The 16,038-nt window shown below is 47.1% G+C and carries 17 protein-coding genes; 9 read left to right on the top strand and 8 right to left on the bottom strand.

Features of this window, described 5'->3' with window-relative positions:
* Positions 1–60 precede the first annotated feature (60 nt).
* From ABTV53_RS05455 to ABTV53_RS05475, 5 genes are all read left to right on the top strand, one after another.
* Complete coding sequence (locus ABTV53_RS05455; RefSeq protein ID WP_036611613.1) at positions 61–951, top strand: carbohydrate ABC transporter permease; 891 nt, start codon at positions 61–63, stop codon at positions 949–951.
* A gap of 26 nt (positions 952–977) precedes the next feature.
* Positions 978–1,820 carry a carbohydrate ABC transporter permease gene (locus ABTV53_RS05460; protein WP_278296469.1) on the top strand — a complete coding sequence of 281 codons (843 nt, stop codon included), beginning with the start codon at positions 978–980 and terminating at the stop codon, positions 1,818–1,820.
* A 56-nt stretch (positions 1,821–1,876) separates the two neighbouring features.
* Positions 1,877–3,298 carry an arabinan endo-1,5-alpha-L-arabinosidase gene (locus ABTV53_RS05465; protein WP_433754076.1) on the top strand — a complete coding sequence of 474 codons (1,422 nt, stop codon included), beginning with the start codon at positions 1,877–1,879 and terminating at the stop codon, positions 3,296–3,298.
* A gap of 400 nt (positions 3,299–3,698) precedes the next feature.
* On the top strand, positions 3,699–4,679 hold the full coding sequence (locus ABTV53_RS05470) for a glycoside hydrolase family 43 protein (protein WP_433751482.1): 981 nt from the start codon (positions 3,699–3,701) through the stop codon (positions 4,677–4,679).
* 196 nt (positions 4,680–4,875) lie between these two features.
* Complete coding sequence (locus ABTV53_RS05475) at positions 4,876–5,721, top strand: EcsC family protein (protein WP_433751484.1); 846 nt, start codon at positions 4,876–4,878, stop codon at positions 5,719–5,721.
* Positions 5,722–6,216: 495 nt separating this feature from the next.
* Here ABTV53_RS05475 and ABTV53_RS05480 read toward each other — a convergent pair whose 3' ends face one another.
* Positions 6,217–7,491: an MFS transporter gene (locus tag ABTV53_RS05480; protein ID WP_421887471.1), complete on the bottom strand. Its 1,275-nt coding sequence runs from the start codon at positions 7,489–7,491 to the stop codon at positions 6,217–6,219.
* 276 nt (positions 7,492–7,767) lie between these two features.
* On the opposite strand from ABTV53_RS05480, the gene ABTV53_RS05485 reads away from it, so the two are divergent.
* Complete coding sequence (locus ABTV53_RS05485; RefSeq protein WP_433751486.1) at positions 7,768–7,971, top strand: hypothetical protein; 204 nt, start codon at positions 7,768–7,770, stop codon at positions 7,969–7,971.
* A 376-nt stretch (positions 7,972–8,347) separates the two neighbouring features.
* Here the strand turns inward: ABTV53_RS05485 and queF are convergent, their stop codons facing one another.
* From queF to ABTV53_RS05515, 6 genes are all read right to left on the bottom strand, one after another.
* Complete coding sequence (gene queF, locus ABTV53_RS05490; RefSeq protein ID WP_076319044.1) at positions 8,348–8,839, bottom strand: preQ(1) synthase; 492 nt, start codon at positions 8,837–8,839, stop codon at positions 8,348–8,350.
* Positions 8,840–8,947: 108 nt separating this feature from the next.
* Positions 8,948–9,721 (bottom strand): 7-carboxy-7-deazaguanine synthase QueE, encoded by a 774-nt coding sequence (gene queE / locus ABTV53_RS05495; RefSeq protein ID WP_433751488.1) that lies wholly within the window; start codon positions 9,719–9,721, stop codon positions 8,948–8,950.
* A complete protein-coding gene (gene queD / locus ABTV53_RS05500; protein WP_036611465.1) occupies positions 9,714–10,205 on the bottom strand; it encodes a 6-carboxytetrahydropterin synthase QueD in 492 nt (163 codons plus the stop codon). Before queD ends, queE begins: the two co-directional genes overlap by 8 nt.
* Positions 10,202–10,882, bottom strand: coding sequence for a 7-cyano-7-deazaguanine synthase QueC (queC, locus tag ABTV53_RS05505; protein WP_433754078.1), 681 nt, complete (start codon positions 10,880–10,882; stop codon positions 10,202–10,204). Before queC ends, queD begins: the two co-directional genes overlap by 4 nt.
* A 377-nt stretch (positions 10,883–11,259) precedes the next feature.
* Positions 11,260–11,964, bottom strand: coding sequence for an AIM24 family protein (locus ABTV53_RS05510; protein WP_433751489.1), 705 nt, complete (start codon positions 11,962–11,964; stop codon positions 11,260–11,262).
* 18 nt (positions 11,965–11,982) lie between these two features.
* Positions 11,983–12,438: a hypothetical protein gene (locus ABTV53_RS05515; RefSeq protein WP_433751490.1), complete on the bottom strand. Its 456-nt coding sequence runs from the start codon at positions 12,436–12,438 to the stop codon at positions 11,983–11,985.
* A 328-nt stretch (positions 12,439–12,766) separates the two neighbouring features.
* Here ABTV53_RS05515 and ABTV53_RS05520 point away from each other — a divergent pair, with 328 nt between their 5' ends.
* The 3 genes from ABTV53_RS05520 to ABTV53_RS05530 all read left to right on the top strand — a co-directional run bounded on the left by ABTV53_RS05520 (position 12,767) and on the right by ABTV53_RS05530 (position 14,969).
* A complete protein-coding gene (locus tag ABTV53_RS05520; protein WP_433751491.1) occupies positions 12,767–12,934 on the top strand; it encodes a hypothetical protein in 168 nt (55 codons plus the stop codon).
* A 207-nt stretch (positions 12,935–13,141) separates the two neighbouring features.
* On the top strand, positions 13,142–13,846 hold the full coding sequence (locus ABTV53_RS05525) for a hypothetical protein (protein ID WP_315938376.1): 705 nt from the start codon (positions 13,142–13,144) through the stop codon (positions 13,844–13,846).
* 151 nt (positions 13,847–13,997) lie between these two features.
* Positions 13,998–14,969 carry a helix-turn-helix transcriptional regulator gene (locus ABTV53_RS05530; RefSeq protein ID WP_433751493.1) on the top strand — a complete coding sequence of 324 codons (972 nt, stop codon included), beginning with the start codon at positions 13,998–14,000 and terminating at the stop codon, positions 14,967–14,969.
* Between the two features lie 57 nt (positions 14,970–15,026).
* Here the strand turns inward: ABTV53_RS05530 and ABTV53_RS05535 are convergent, their stop codons facing one another.
* Positions 15,027–15,698 carry an exonuclease domain-containing protein gene (locus ABTV53_RS05535; RefSeq protein WP_433751495.1) on the bottom strand — a complete coding sequence of 224 codons (672 nt, stop codon included), beginning with the start codon at positions 15,696–15,698 and terminating at the stop codon, positions 15,027–15,029.
* Between the last annotated feature and the right edge of the window lie 340 nt (positions 15,699–16,038).

Here is a 16,038-nt window from a genome sequence, read left to right on the forward strand (position 1 = left end):
GATCGGCAAGGTTCAATCGAAGAATGCCACATGCTGATACTAGAAACAGGGGTGAACGCCGTGATTACGAAATCGAGTTTGTATCGCAAAGAGATGCTGTACGGATATCTGTTTATTTTACCTCCGATTCTTGGGTTGCTGATCTTTGTTATGTTCCCGTTCCTCTACTCCCTCTATGGTTCCTTTACGGATTGGGACGGACTGGGACAGATGAACTTTATCGGATTGGCCAACTTCAAGGATTTGCTCACGGATGACCTCTTTTACAAAGCGATGTTTAACACATTTTTCCTGATGCTTGGTATTCCGATTGGATTGTTGCTCGCATTGTTGCTGGCAATGGGTTTGAATCGTAAAATTCCGGGCACAACGACATTTCGTGTGATCTATTACATCCCGGTCATTTCTTCCCTCGCTGCGGTATCCATCATGTGGAACTGGGCGTACAACGGGGATTACGGTCTGGTAAACCAATTCCTTGACCTGTTCGGGATTAAAGGGCCTAACTGGCTTGCCAACAAAGACACGGTTAAACCTGCTCTGATTATTATGACGGTGTGGAAAGGCTTGGGATACACGATGTTATTGTACCTGGCAGCACTGCAAAGTGTATCACGTACATATTACGAGGCGGCTGAGCTGGATGGAGCGAATGGATTCCAGATCTTCCGCAATATCACCTGGCCTATGGTGAAGCCGGTTACCTTTTTCCTCATTGTTACAAATATCATTGGCGGTTCTCAGATCTTCACCGAGATGAACATTATGACACCAACGGGTGGTCCTGAATACTCTTCGGCATCGATCGTTTTCTACATCTGGCAGAAAGCCTTCAGTAACTTGCAGATGGGTTATGCCTCGGCGATGGCCATGATTCTTGGTATTTTTATTTTTGTCATTACCCTGGTGCAATTCAAAATGAACGAAAAATCAGCCTATGATGGGGATTGATTATCAAGGAAAGGAGTGAACCGGAGATGTCTTACAGTCAAAAGAGGAAATTAACAAACTCGATCATTTTTATCGTACTGGCGATTGGGGCAATTGCGATGATTGCACCTCTGATCTGGATGTTGTCCACGTCATTGAAGGAGAAGCAGGATGTGTTCGCGCTTCCGCCTGTATGGATACCTGAAGTGTTCCAATTTGGAAAGTATAAAGAAATCTGGGAAGCAGGACCGCTGCTCAGCGGGATCAAAAACAGCCTCATTGTTGCAGTGAGTGTAACGGTGGTAGGTACGTTTACGTCCAGTATCGCTGCCTTTGCTTTTGCCAAATTAAGATTCCCGCACAAAAACAAACTGTTTCTCGCGTTGCTGGCATCCATGATGATTCCTTATCCAACCGTCATGATCCCGCAATTCATCATGTTCGCCAAGCTGGGCTGGGTGGATACGCTGCTTCCGCTGATTGTTCCAGGCCTGTTCGGTAACGTGATCATGATCTTCTTCCTGCGCCAGTACCTGCTTAGTGTACCTGATGCAATTATTGAGGCGGCCAAAATCGATGGAAGCTCCTATTTCCGGCTGTACTCCAGCATTACGTTCCCGCTCATCAAACCGGCGGTAGCCGCTCAGTTGATTCTCTGGTTCATGGGCATCTGGAACGATTATCTGGCACCGATTATCTATCTGAATTCACCGGAGAAGCAGACGTTACAGCTCGTTATAGCAAACTTCAATGCCACGTATGCGATTCAAACCGATTATCCGCTTATTATGGCGGCGTCCATCGTAGCTCTGTTACCGGTATTAATCATCTTCCTCATCTTCCAGAAACAGATTATTGAATCGGTTGCCATTTCGGGAGTCAAGGGATGAACCAGTGGAAGAACTTCCAAGGGTGGACATTTTCGAAGAGAGGGGTTGTTGCTTCCATGTTGCTGTTGTTGATTAGCGGGGCTACGGGATGTGCTGGAGAAGGGGCTGGAGAAACGGTGTCCCGTCCGGTCTTTCCTGAAGCTCCTCAAGATACCCAGCTGTATGACACCTCCATATTGGATGATGAATCTCGTTGGACGGTAAACAATGCGCATGATCCGGCCATTATTAAAACAGACCAGGGATACTACGTCTATTCCACAGACGTTCGTGTAGCAGGAGAAGCGAAACCCGGTGTCATGGTACGCAAATCAGATGATCTGATTAACTGGACATGGGTAGGTCAGGCTCTGCCGGGCATTCCGCAAGAAGCGTTGGACTGGACAGGTGCGGTCAATCTGTGGGCACCGGATGTGATTCAGGCTGGTGATACCTATCGGATGTATTATTCGGCTTCTACTTTTGGCAGTACCCAGTCGGCTATCGGTCTTCAGACATCGTCATCTCCCGAAGGTCCATGGACAGATGAAGGACTGGTTGTGAAAACTTCTGCGAATGAACAGGACAAATTAAATGCCATTGATGCCAATCCCATTGTGGATGCTGAGGGCAATACATGGATGGTATACGGTTCGTTTTTTGATGGTATCTATATTGCGCCGCTTGATCCGGATACCGGGAAATTCAAGGATGAGGGATATGGTACCCGCATTGCCGCACGGGATCGTGCAACTGAAGAGGGCGCAGTGGAAGGTCCATACATTGTGTATAACCCGGAGTTCAAAAAGTATTATCTGTTCGTCTCCTATGACTCCTTATTTGAAGATTACAACGTGCGGGTTGCGCGTGCTGATTCAATCACAGGACCGTACACGGACATAAACGGCAATAACATGCTGGATACGGAGCATCTGCCGCAATATGAGATCGGCACCAAAATTCTCGGCGGTTATCGCTTCACAGAAGGCGAGGGCTGGGTTGCACCCGGACATAACTCCATTCTGAAGGACGGAGACGATTATTACATCGTGCATCATGCACGGGGCGAGACGGATAAAAACTGGCCATATCTGCATGTACGTAAAATGGTATGGACGAAGGACGGCTGGCCTGTGGTTTCACCAGAGCGTTACGCCGGTGAGACAGCGCAGGATATTCCGAAGTCCATGATTGCCGGGGAGTGGGAAGGTATGGCACTTGATCCGTCCGTAGATGGGCAGATTCAAGCCGTGCCTTATACCCTAACAAGCCACGGTAAAATTAAAAGCGAAAAAGGTTCAGGAACCTGGACATTTGATGGCAAACAAACACTGAAACTGAAGTGGAAAGAAAGCCCATGGGGCGGAGCCTCTACGGAAGAACTGAAGCTGCTCCCGTCCTGGGACTGGGAGCGAAGCCAGCCCGCGCTGGTGGTGACAGGCCTTGATGACCGCGGCATCGCGGTCTGGGGCAAGCAAATCAGCGCAGCTGAGGAGTAAGGCGCTACTCAGAGGTTGCACGGCTCTGGCCGATAATCTTGTGACCAGCCGTACACTTGGTAGGGAGAGTCGGCTCAAAGGCAAAGCAGTCGACCCCATTAGACCGAGCCAATATAAGGCTCGAAGTGAGGTTGTAACCCAGCGAGCGCGAAAAGAGCGAGCAGCTGCGCCAAGTGTGCACAAGCAGTGAGGGGGAGGGAGGAGCCGCAGGAGCGAGTTTGGCATCCGATTTCAACCGCCAGGAGCGGTGGAAAAAGAAATCGGAGGACAAGAGAGCACCCAGGCCCTGCCACCCCCGAACGCCCGCTGTGCACCACCCAAAAAAGGTTTTCGCTTTTTTCGGAATTGGGTTACATTCCCCAACTTCGAGCCAAACAACATTTGAAAGGGGAGCATTCCCATGACTGATTCCATTACCTTTACTAATCCCATTCTGGAGCAGCGTGCTGATCCGTGGGTCTACCGTCATACAGACGGCTACTATTATTTCTCCGCTTCCGTACCAGCCTTTGACCGGATTGAGATCCGGCGAGCAGAGACGTTGGAAGAGTTAAGAGATGCCGAGCCGGTAACGGCTTGGACCAAGCGTGACACGGGGCCGATGAGTGCCAACATCTGGGCACCGGAGATTCATTTTATCGATGGCAAATGGTACATACATTACGCTGCGGCTCACACCAGTGAGACCAACGAAGGCCTGTTCGATCATCGGATGTATGTGCTGGAGAACGATTCCGCGAATCCACTCGAAGGAGAGTGGGTAGAAAAGGGACAGATTTACACACGGTGGGAATCATTCGCGCTGGATGCAACGACCTTTGAACATAAAGGGATCCGTTATCTGGTCTGGGCACAGAAAGATCCTGATATTATAGGTAACTCGAACCTGTACATTGCCGAAATGGAAAACCCATGGACGCTACGCGGCGAACAGGTCATGATCTCTACACCGGAATATGATTGGGAAATTATCGGCTTTAAGGTGAATGAAGGACCAGCCGTGATGCATCGGAATGGGCGGTTGTTTATCGGCTACTCGGCGAGCGCGACCGATTACAACTATTGTATGGGTCTGCTCACCGCAGATGAAAATGCCGACTTGCTTGATCCGGCGAGTTGGGTGAAGTCACCCAAGCCGGTGTTCCAGACTTGTGAAGCGAACGGTCAATATGGTCCGGGGCATAACAGCTTTACCGTATCACCGGATGGCAAGACCGATATTCTGATCTATCATGCACGTAATTACAAAGATATCGAGGGAGATCCCTTGTACGATCCGAACCGTCACGCCCGTGCTCAAGTGATTCATTGGCGTGAAGATGGCACGCCTGATTTCGGTGTTCCCGTGCCAGATGGAAGAGCAGTAGCAGAAACGAAATAAGATGTAGTATGACTTTTCAATATGAGAGCCCTTGGTTAGCGAGTGATGCTGATTAAGGGCTCTTTTGTATGTAAACGATAGGAAAGAGCGGTAGGGGTGTCGATATGTTGGATATAAAACAAAGCAACCACAACCATGATCTCTGCGTATGAGAAAGATACAGATTACGATGCAGAACCTGTTAGGAGGATCACATATGGATTCACGCGAGACATTGGACATGGAACTTGAACAGATTTTGAAATGGGAGAAACAACAGAAGGACTTGTTTATATGGGATAAAATCGGGCGTTTGCCCTTTGCGATGTTGGATAAAGTGATGCCTAAAGTGCTGAAACAGAAAATCGGAGATTCCCTGAACGACGTCGGGCAGTATGTCCAGCATGGGGGCAAATTCCTCGTACAGAAGAAAAAAGTAGCCAAGCTGTTGCAAGAGGAAGCCGAGAAGTCCGGTTATTCCATGATGGGCACGACCTATCGTCTGGAGCAGGAAGCTGAAGCGGAGGGGACAGCGAGGATTCATAGTGTGGAGAATCTGCCACTGCAGGTGCTTGACCAGGTGGCTGATAACATTACCGAGAGCCGAACCAAGTTTGCGGCGGCTCAGGGAGCAGCTACAGGTTTTGGTGGCATTGTAACCATTGCAGCAGATATTCCGTTGGTGATGGGGCTTTCTCTGAAGGTACTTCAGGAGATGGCGCTATGTTACGGGTATGATCCCGATGAACCGCTGGAGCGTATCTTTATCGTCAAATGTCTGCAATTTTCTTCTGCCGATATTGTGGGCAAGAAAGCGATTATCGAAGAACTCGCAGCTTACGATGACCCGGACAAGCCTATGGAAGTAGTATCGCAGATGCAGGGCTGGCGGGAAGTTTTTAATTCCTATAGTGAATCCTTTGGTTGGAAAAAGTTGTTCCAGCTCATTCCAGTAGCCGGCATGGTGTTTGGTTCGGTGAGCAACAAAAATACGATCCGGGATGTAGCGGAAGCAGGCAAAATGCTGTACAAAAAAAGGCTGATCCTTCAGCGTTTGAAGTAATTTAGAGAAACGTAATATTACAGAACATATTGTTAAAAACCGCAGCGTTGTGATGTGTGACGTGGAGTAATACGGTTAAGGCTAATTGAGAGAAGAACAAATATAACAAAAAGGGTTCCTGCCGATCTGTACATACAGATGGCGGAAACCCTTTTGTTGTGGGGGGTTCAAACTTTTTATTCAGGTAGCGAGTGTAGGTGACTAAAGTAAAATCTAACGAACTCAGCAGACGCTATTTGGCGATATTTCACTCATTCCGATTTCTAAAGAATCTCAGACACGTTATTTCTGCATTTCACACGCACATCCCACGGTTATCGGCCTTTTTCTCGGGAATAGCGTTGCTCAGATTCCTTAGATTGCGAAACATGTGATATTCGTTCAAATAAGAGCTGTCACGTTCGTTAGCACAGCTAACGTCTTACAAGGGCAAAGTTGCCACGTAAGGATTGGCTCCAATATAGAATAAAAAGTGGACACCTGTTAATGTATTGCTTACTCTTCACTACCGTTTTCTTTCGCCCAGATATTCAGCAATTTATCGGATGGAAGCAGGAACGTGAAGATCCCGAGCAGAGGCAGGAAGCTGCACATTTGCATCACGGGTGATACGCCGAAGACGTCAATCCAGTTGCCCAGCACGAGTGCACCCAGACCCCCCATACCGAATGCCAGACCCGTAATTAGGCCGGAAACCGTTCCGATTTTGCCTGGAATCAGCATTTGTGCATAGACCACCGTAACCGAGAAGCTGGATAACATGATAAAACCAATAATGGTTAAGAGTACACCTGTCCAAAACAGATTCGCGTAGGGCAGCAACAGAGCAAGTGGAGCAGCTCCGGCCATGGACAGGAAGATCAGATTACGTTTGCCGAATCGATCCGCCAAGGGCCCTCCGAAGAACGTACCCAGTGCTCCCGCAGCCAGGAACAGGAAGATATAGATCTGTGCGTCCTCTGTGGACAATCCAAAGGTATCTTTCAGATTAAACGCATAGAAGCTGCCGATGGAAGCGATATACCAGGAACGAACAAAGACGAGCAAAATCAATAGCGTAATGGCGGCAGTAATCTTTTTACGTAAAGCAGGATTGGGTGCACGACGGGCAGCAGCCTGTCTGCGCAGGTATCCACCCGATTGCAGCATGCGGCCATACCAACGGGCGATGTAGATCTGAACAGCAATTCCCATGGCAGCAATGCCTGTAAATCCAATCGCACCGAATAGTCCAAACGGGATAAAGATCCAGCGGGTAAGCAAAGGGGCAAGCGATTGCCCGGCATTACCACCGACCTGGAAGATGGACTGTGCCAGCCCACGGCGCTGACCAGCAGCCATATGCGATACCCGTGAACCTTCCGGATGGAAAGCCGCTGAACCCAGACCGACAAAGATCACGGAGATCAGGACAGTCATATAACTGTCAGCGAAGGCCAGCAGCAACATGCCGGTAAATGTAAAACCCATGCCAATGGGCAGAATGGATGGTGTCGGTTTTTTATCAGCAAACCAGCCTACGACAGGCTGCATTATCGAAGCAGTAAAGTTGATGGCAAAAGAAATCCATCCGATCTGAGTATACGTGAGATGCATGGAGTCTTTCAGAATCGGGAAAATGGCGGGAATCACCGACTGGATCGAATCATTGAATAGATGAACCAGACTAATCGCAATAAGTATCCGGTAAACGGTGCTTTGGGCATCCAATCCGGGTGGGGCTTTCGAACGCGCTGCGGCGTCTTTGGGTAATGAGGTTTGTGTAGACATGTACAATTCTCCTTTGGTCGCGGTCACGAGGGATCAGCGCCTGATGTTGTATTCTATGCGTGTAAGCATATTGTTACATAATAGGACAGATTGATTGGACCGACAAGGGGAACAAGAGAAATAGAATAACGTGGATGAGGAAATTTTTTTTCTATTAAATATCTATACTGAAGAGTCTTTTTGTTGTGATTGCATTTACAAAAGAAACGTATTACTTTAGCTTTTAGTGTAAGAAGATCCATATTTCAGTGCGAGAAAGCAGGAGGAGGGATGGAAATGAAACCACTGCCACCTTATGCTGCTGCCAAACGTGAACTGGTAATGAGCATTGTATGTATGGCTGTAATCACGTTTCAGGCAATCTATGTTGCACCGACATCTCTAACTACTGCCATCGTCATATTTGTCATTTTTCAATCGATTGGTGTGTTGATGTTGAGACATTACATTAGAAAAATCAAAGCACTCAAGGAAGATTAGTTTACTTGAATGCACTGCGATCCCATTGTATTGAGAGACTGAGTTTCTAAAGGTTTATACTAAAAAGCCGAACTTCTTAAGCTATATAAGCTGAATTAATCATTTACACGATAACGGAGAGGACAGAAAAAACCTGAAAAAGCGAAGCGTTCGCCTAAAAGCTTTCTGAAAGAAAGCTGCATCGGAAGCATACGCTATCCCCGGATTTTCCCCTTTAGAAAAGGGAATGGAAAAAAATCTGGGGATAACAGCGATTGGAAGGTTGTTCTGTCATCGTAGTGTCAGTGTAAATAATCTTTAGTTCAACTTATATAGTAAAGTTCGGCTTTTGACATTCTATGATTCTATTTTTTACAAAATGGATGAACCTGAAGAATTAACGATTATCAATCGTCTCCGGATACATATCATGATTCATCATGCGATGGTCGGCCATCTGCTCGTACTTCGTTCCCGGCTTACCGTAGTTCGTATACGGGTCAATGGAAATGCCGCCGCGCGGTGTGAATTTGCCCCATACTTCGATGTAGCGCGGGTCCATCAGCTTGATCAGGTCGTTCATGATGATGTTCACACAATCCTCGTGGAAATCACCGTGGTTGCGGAAGCTGAACAGGTACAGCTTGAGCGATTTGCTCTCCACCATTTTCACATCCGGAATATAGCTGATATAAATCGTCGCAAAGTCTGGTTGGCCTGTAATCGGGCAGAGGCTGGTGAACTCCGGGCAGTTGAATTTTACAAAATAATCACGGTACGGATGTTTGTTATCAAAGCTCTCCAGGATTCCCGGATCATATTCAAACGTATATTTTACGTTCTGGTTGCCCAGCAACGTCACATCTTGCATCTCATCAGGTTGTCTCATCGGTTATTAAACGCTCCTTGTTTCCGCAAAAGCCCAAAGCCTCGCGGTATATATGAATAGGCAAATTTGCCTGGTTAATTCTCTTATTGTCTCCACCCATACTGCCCATCAAACGCCGCGTTTGTTACCCCATACCAACGTATGAAGCTGTGGAAGCACACGAACATCATTCAGGTCATCGGATGCACTGACTTGGTCGATCAGCCACTCATAACGAGCAAGCAGCGAGGACGCCAGATCTGGCGTATCGGCGGAAGTCACATCCGGGTTCCCGGTTTGTAAAAATAGATCCGTGCCCGGATATCGTGCATGCACACGGCGGGCATAGTCCAAGTCTGTCTCATCGAAGATCACGATCTTCAGACTGTGACTTCGGTCTACCGGGCCAGCGGCCAGCCGTTCGATCAGATCATCCAGCACGGCCCAATCGGTGTCCATGCCGGAGCTGGGTGGCTTGGGCGATACCGTGACTTCGTCAATGTCCGCCAGCCAAGGCTGCCAGCGGGAGCCCTGCGTCTCGACCGCGGTGCGGATGCCGTTCTCCCGCAGCAGGGCAACCAACCCGCCCAGCGAAGCGAGCAGGGCGGGATTACCGCCGGAGATGGTGACATGGGAGAAACGCGTGCCGCCAACGCGGCGCAATTCTTCCCATACGCCCTCCGGCGTAATCATCCGAATCTGGTCCTTGCCACTGCCGTCCCAGGTAAAGGCCGAGTCGCACCAGGAGCAGCGATAATCGCAGCCCGCGGTACGAACAAACATCGTTTTTTGCCCGATCACCATGCCTTCGCCTTGAACCGTCGGGCCAAAAATCTCCATCACAGGAATGCGAGCCTCTTGGTTGCGTTCGCGTGACTGTCCCTGTTCTCCAACACTACTCATCGATCATCCACTCCCGTCTGGCTTCCGCGTAACTGGTTGGTGTCTCAAAGAGTCGGACAAACTCCGTCCGCCCACCATCGGTTAGCCCGGCATAAGGCTCCGTCTGGAGCGCATGTTCCATCTGTTCGAACAGCCAAACGACCATATTTTCAGCCGTTGTATTCATTAAAGGAAGTGTCTCGTTGAGGTACTGATGATCCAGATATCCTTCAATCTGTGTTTTCCATATATCCTTGATATGTCCAAAATCAACCGTCAGCCCGGTTTCACCCGGATAACCGCTGATACCAAAAATAACTTTATACGTATGACCGTGCAGGTTCTTGCACTTGCCTTCATAACAATGCAGATGATGTGCCGCGTCAAAGGTGAATTCTTTGCTTACAAGCACACGTTTGCGGTGATAGCGTAGCTGGGTAGGTAAAATATCTTCTCCGATGCGTTGCAGATGCTCAACAATGCGGAATGTTCCAGGCTCTCTCATCGCACATCCACTCCCGCTGATTCGGCAGCAGTACGCTGCTCCACATAGCGATCCAGTCCGGCTTTGCGCAGTTTGCAAGCAGGGCATTCTCCGCATCCATCGCCGATCACGCCGTTATAACAGGTCAGGGTACGCTCGCGTACATAATCAAAAGCACCGAGATCATCGGCCATCTTCCACGTTTGGGCTTTGTCCAGCCACATGAGCGGGGTGTGAATGACAAATGGATAGTCCATCGACAGGTTAAGTGTCACATTCATCGACTTCACAAAGGAATCCCGGCAATCCGGGTATCCGCTGAAATCCGTCTCACATACACCTGTAACCAGGTGACGTGCTCCTTTTTGCTTTGCCATAATGGCCGCAAAACTGAGGAACAGCAGATTCCGCCCATCCACAAATGTACTTGGCAGTTCGCCTTCTTCATGTGTTATCTCCACATCCGTGCGAGTAAGCGCATTAGGTGCGAGCTGGTTTAACAGGCTCATATCCAGAACCGTTTGCTGTACGCTCAGATCACGAGCGATCTCGGCTGCACATTCAATCTCCAGCTTGTGGCGCTGACCGTAATCAAACGTAACGACTTCGACTTCGGCAAACTGTTGTTTGGCCCAGAACAGACACGTGGTACTATCCTGACCGCCGCTGAATACAACGACTGCTTTTTCTTCGTTCAACATAAAAAAACCTCTCTATCTTCTTGAGATCAAACCATGCACGTAGGCACAGAGTGTCGGAAGAACAGAGAAGTTCATGAACTGGCATCCATCAAAAAACACACCTTCTCGATAACCGCTTCAAAAAAAGCAGGCAAGAGTAAGTGTCCTTAGTTTTTTACGTACAGGATTGCATGTAACTGCAACGCGTACGCAAGACTTATACTGACCATCACAGGGTCAAGTCTTATAGAGGGAGTTCGCGAACCTCTCCCATGCCGTCGGCATGGATTTTCTTCTTCAATTGTCTGTACATTATAACATGAAACCGCGTGGTGACCACCCCACTGGAGCATAGTGGCAGATAATCGGTCAGATTCATCAACTAACAGCTCAATTTATTTGATCAGTACATTTCCGAAAGGGATCACTTCTTTCAGAATTCGTTTGAACAGTCCCTCATCGTTAAGATCCTGTTCCAAGCGGTGATTCTCACGTCCAGCCTGAAAGAGTACAGATCCATGTCCTGTCATCTTCCAATGATAATTCATATGCTGACTGGCAAGGTTGTTACCATATACCGTGAGTTCCAGATGTGCATTTTCGGGATAAGCAATGATGCTGCCGGCATCCACGTACAGCGGTGCTGTTGGGTGTAATTCCTGTTGGCAGACCTGGCCTTGAGTGAGCAAGCCAATTTTGCCTTTGCCGGAAAATTTCATTTTTACTGCATCACGGGTGATGAGCATATTTTTGATTTTCTGAATTTTGGTATGCATGGTTACACCATCAGAGTAGAAGAACAGGTGGCGGAAGTCATAGAGCAGATCACTGTCCTCCGTGAGCTCCACTTCCTTCATCGTGAATCCGGGAGGCAGGGCAGCCACAAATTGGCAAGGACCGGTAATTTCGGATTTAATCAGCTTTTTTTTGCGATATATGCCCGTGATATTCATGAATTTATCATTGCGGCTCCCACTTGGACCGCGGAACGCCACAATTTGCTGCGGATGCAAAATATGAAGGCGGTCATCTTTAATCAGCGAGAATGTGACGACTTGTCCAGCTCCGCCTGCTTCAGCATTGTTCAGGTATATGTTCATGCAGCTGCTCCTGTTCTTTTATACTCGGCCCGAACGGCGACGCATTCCCCAGCGCATCACACGAATCAGAACAAAGTAACCCAATATGAGAGAAATGACAGTGATGATCATCGTCTGAATTCGTTTGCTGGCAGCCGCTTTGGCATTCTGGTCGTCCTGTAATTTACTTACCATTTCAGTGAGTTTCTGGTTCTGAGCCAGTAGCTGTTCATTCTGGGTCTTAAATGCTTCGACATTGGCCTGGGCTTGTCCCAACTGAGCGGACGTTTGATTTAATTGCTCCATCGTTTGCTTATAACTTTCCTGCAGGGCGTTCACTTCTCCAGGCAGTTCGGAGACTCGCTCCCAGCCGCTGTATATATCCGTAAAAATATTGGCACTGGCTGCACTTACTGTCGAAGTGATCGAGACGGTAAATAGAATGCATGTGGTGAATAACACCCGAATGAAATAACCCTGAATGGATTTTGGCATCGTTAACACCTCTTTCTTCGGTTAGTTCGATCGCCGATTTCGTCGTCTATTGTTGAAATACGGCTCTTACATTATACGTCAAAACCGGGACGATGGGTTCAAGATGATATCGTTTTATTACCCGAAATATTTAAAAATTATTTAAGAACAGAGCTGTTTAGCATATAAATCTGTGGGGTAATAAAACGATAGGCAAGCACACCGGACCGTTTTAACAGATCTTTTACTTCAGTTCCGGGTGCATGCTATTCACAAATACGCAATTTAATGAATGATACCAATATACCCGATTGAATATGAGATCGTGAACATGAAGGAGTAGAAATATATGTACACAACAGATCAGAACACATCAACCAAAACAATCATGATCACTGTTAACGGAGAGCCAGTAGGGCGTAAGCTGGTCATCGACAGTGTCACCTATGCACCGATAACCAAAGTGGATGGTGCACAATATTTACACAAAATGGGAATCAATCATCCTACCGTTTAATTTGGGACTTGTCATGGATAAGTGATTGAAAAGCTTGGCATAGCGCCAAGCTTTTTCGTCGTTTATTGTCGTATCGAGACGGATTTAGGGATATAAAACTAATATATTGGAAAAATTTAATGAGAACATGTGTTCCGTGACAATATAGTGTCCATTCACCCTGATAACTTAGAAGATAATACATATAAATCGGGGGAGAGACTACCAGTGAACTCAGTCTTTGAAGTATCTTATTCGTGGAATAAAGAGGCCATACCGACAGGGGGAGCCGACCCCGTATATATGATGGTAGAGTGGCGTAACGGTGCCCCTGCCAAAAGACTTAGGAAAATAGCACCCAAAATTGTATCAAGAGATTTGGAACTTTTGCTCAAACCGGAATATGGAGTACAGCTAAAAGGCATCTATGGATGTCGTTCCAAAGAAACGGATATTGGCTGGTTATTGAGGCTTGGGGATATGTACAAGGGAGAGAGTAAACAAATTTTGCTTGAATTCGTCATGGGACCCCGTGCATCAGGAAAAGCTGCCGTATGTTCAGCCTACTGGAGCACAAGGAAGTTGAAGCAAAGTCAACGTGTATTGTTACGAAGAGAACAGTTGTATATTCAGTACACCAGTCATCTGGGCATGTTGCGACAGCCGGAAGATCCCAAGGTGGAGAAGACGATCAAATTAAGTGAAACCGTACCCCTGATCAAACAAGCCCTGCGCGCCTACGAAAGAGGCCGGGTTCAGGAGGGAAGTAATATGTTGCGTCGCCATGCTGATGCATTGTTAATTGAAGCTGCGCGGAAGCAGGATCTGGACTATTACGCGGAAGCCGAGATCGTTGAAAAGCTGCGTTATCACTACGGGATCACCTTTACAACAGGATATCATGATCGTGAAAAAAAGATATTAGGGGAATAGGGTTGATTTCAGATGGTAACGGTATAGAGAGAGTCTACATATTTGAAGGTGAAGTTTAGGAGAAGGTCGAATCTATGTATCAATATCATATTAAACTATGGATGGAGTTGTATCAAATTTATTGAAACAACATCGTGGAGGGTCCGGCAAAATGACAGACCGACTAATCCGATTAATGCGCATTATCACGCTAGTGCAAGCCAAGCCGGGCATTCTGGCACGTGAGCTTGCCCAGCGATGCGAGACAACGGAAAGGACGATATATCGCGACATGGAGGCCCTCAGTGCAATGCATATCCCGATCGCCAATATGGGACACGGACAAGGGTACATGTTTATCAGCCATTTTGCCATGTATCCGCTAAATTGGTCTGATGAAGAAGCCCAAGCTTTCATGCATCTTGCTGAAGTTATGGAGAATATTCGTCCTTTGCTGAAACCTGCTTTTGAGAGCGCCTATGAGAAAGTGGTTGCTTCGAGTCAGAAAAACAAAACAGAACGCGTGGAATGGTCGGAGCAGATTAGTGGATTATTCAAAGTGGGATTGCCTGTATGGCAATATGAAAACAACGATTCGCAGAATCAATCTCTGATTGCGCTGCTTCAGGCTGGCATTTCACAGAACACCATTGAAGGGGAGTACCTGTCTCAGGGTGAAAAAGGGATCGTACGCATAGACCCTTATTGTCTTATCCCTCGTGAATACAGATTTGAGCTCTTAGGGTATTGTCACCTGTCGGAGAAACTTCGAATATTTCAGGTGAACCGGCTGCAAAGGATACGGATATTACCACGCACGTTTCGCAAAGAGGATTATCTGATACAATCCCACTTCCGCATTCCTTGGGCATACGAGGGGAGTACGGAGTGGACTGCGTTCAAAATTCGATTTGCACCCCATGCTGTAGAGCGTGTGATGCAGGAGCAATTCTATATACGCCCCATCTTAACCATAGAACCGGAAGGTAGCCTGTTATTTGAATCCATATTAAGTGATATTGAGGAATTTCTCGCATGGATATCTAAATATGGACCTGATGCGGAGATCCTCGAACCTGAGATCTGCCGCATCAAGATGAAAGAACGCCTAGACTATTGGCAACAAATGTACAATAAAAGTTGAGATTAGAATGTCATCTATCCTAAGGCAAAACACGATGAAGTACCGTGCTGTGGACGGTTACTCTTTGGTTTTGAAAAGGCTTGCCAGATTGCCAAATGGTGATTCTTTCTCTTCATCTTCTGTGGAGCTGGAATAGACAACCTTGGATGTAATGCCCTCATCATCAGCTGCACAGTTGTTTTCCAGAGTGAATCGGTCAAATTGATGCATAAACACCTTGGCTGTATTGATGGCGTCATCCAAGGCGCGGTGCTGGGTACCATCGAATTCGATGCCACAGATTTCAAGAGCCTGAGCGAGTCCGAGTTGACGGAACTTACCTTCTTTGCGAATGGTACGGGACCATTGTTGCTGGAGATCGTTATGATTGGTGATCCAGGCCACATCAAGTTGATGGGTGCGACAATGAGAGATCAATTTGCTGCGGTCATCGGGTCCCCAGGAACACATGTAATAGGAGTCACTTCCCATCCAGGCAATGAATTGGTTCAATGCTTCCGGAAAAAGTGGGGCTGCATCAATATCTTTCTGCGTGATACCTGTAAATTGAATCGTGTCAGTGGACAGAACAGACTTATTGGAAGGACGAACATACGTATGGAACGTATCTGTTACGGCCAATCCATCCGCACTTTCCGTAACTTTGACGGCACCGATATCAATAATTTCAGAAGAATAGCGAGTATTGCGGCTTACCGTGAATTCAAGATCATATATGATATATGGCATAGGACAAGCTCCTTTATCGATTAATACCTGTGATAGATTTCTATTTCTCTATATTACAGGGAACGTGCGGCCATGTCAGCCATCGCTAGACAATTCATTATAGTCAGGATGAACGAACAGTCTGAGTGTTTAATTATCGTTCTGATGCATTTCCGGTTTTGGTAAGTCTTTACTTCGCAAAAAGTGATCGTTATAATGAGGAAAGTTAGGGACTTTCCTATAATTTGTTTATATGTATAGCAACATAAAAGTAGAATTTTCCGTTTTATTATCAGAACTTCCTAACACAGTTTGAAGTGTTGGGGAGTTTTTTATTATTTTGGCATAACACAGGAAAACT

Source organism: Paenibacillus amylolyticus (assembly GCF_050990605.1).
In the GTDB taxonomy this organism is placed as follows: domain Bacteria; phylum Bacillota; class Bacilli; order Paenibacillales; family Paenibacillaceae; genus Paenibacillus; species Paenibacillus amylolyticus_H.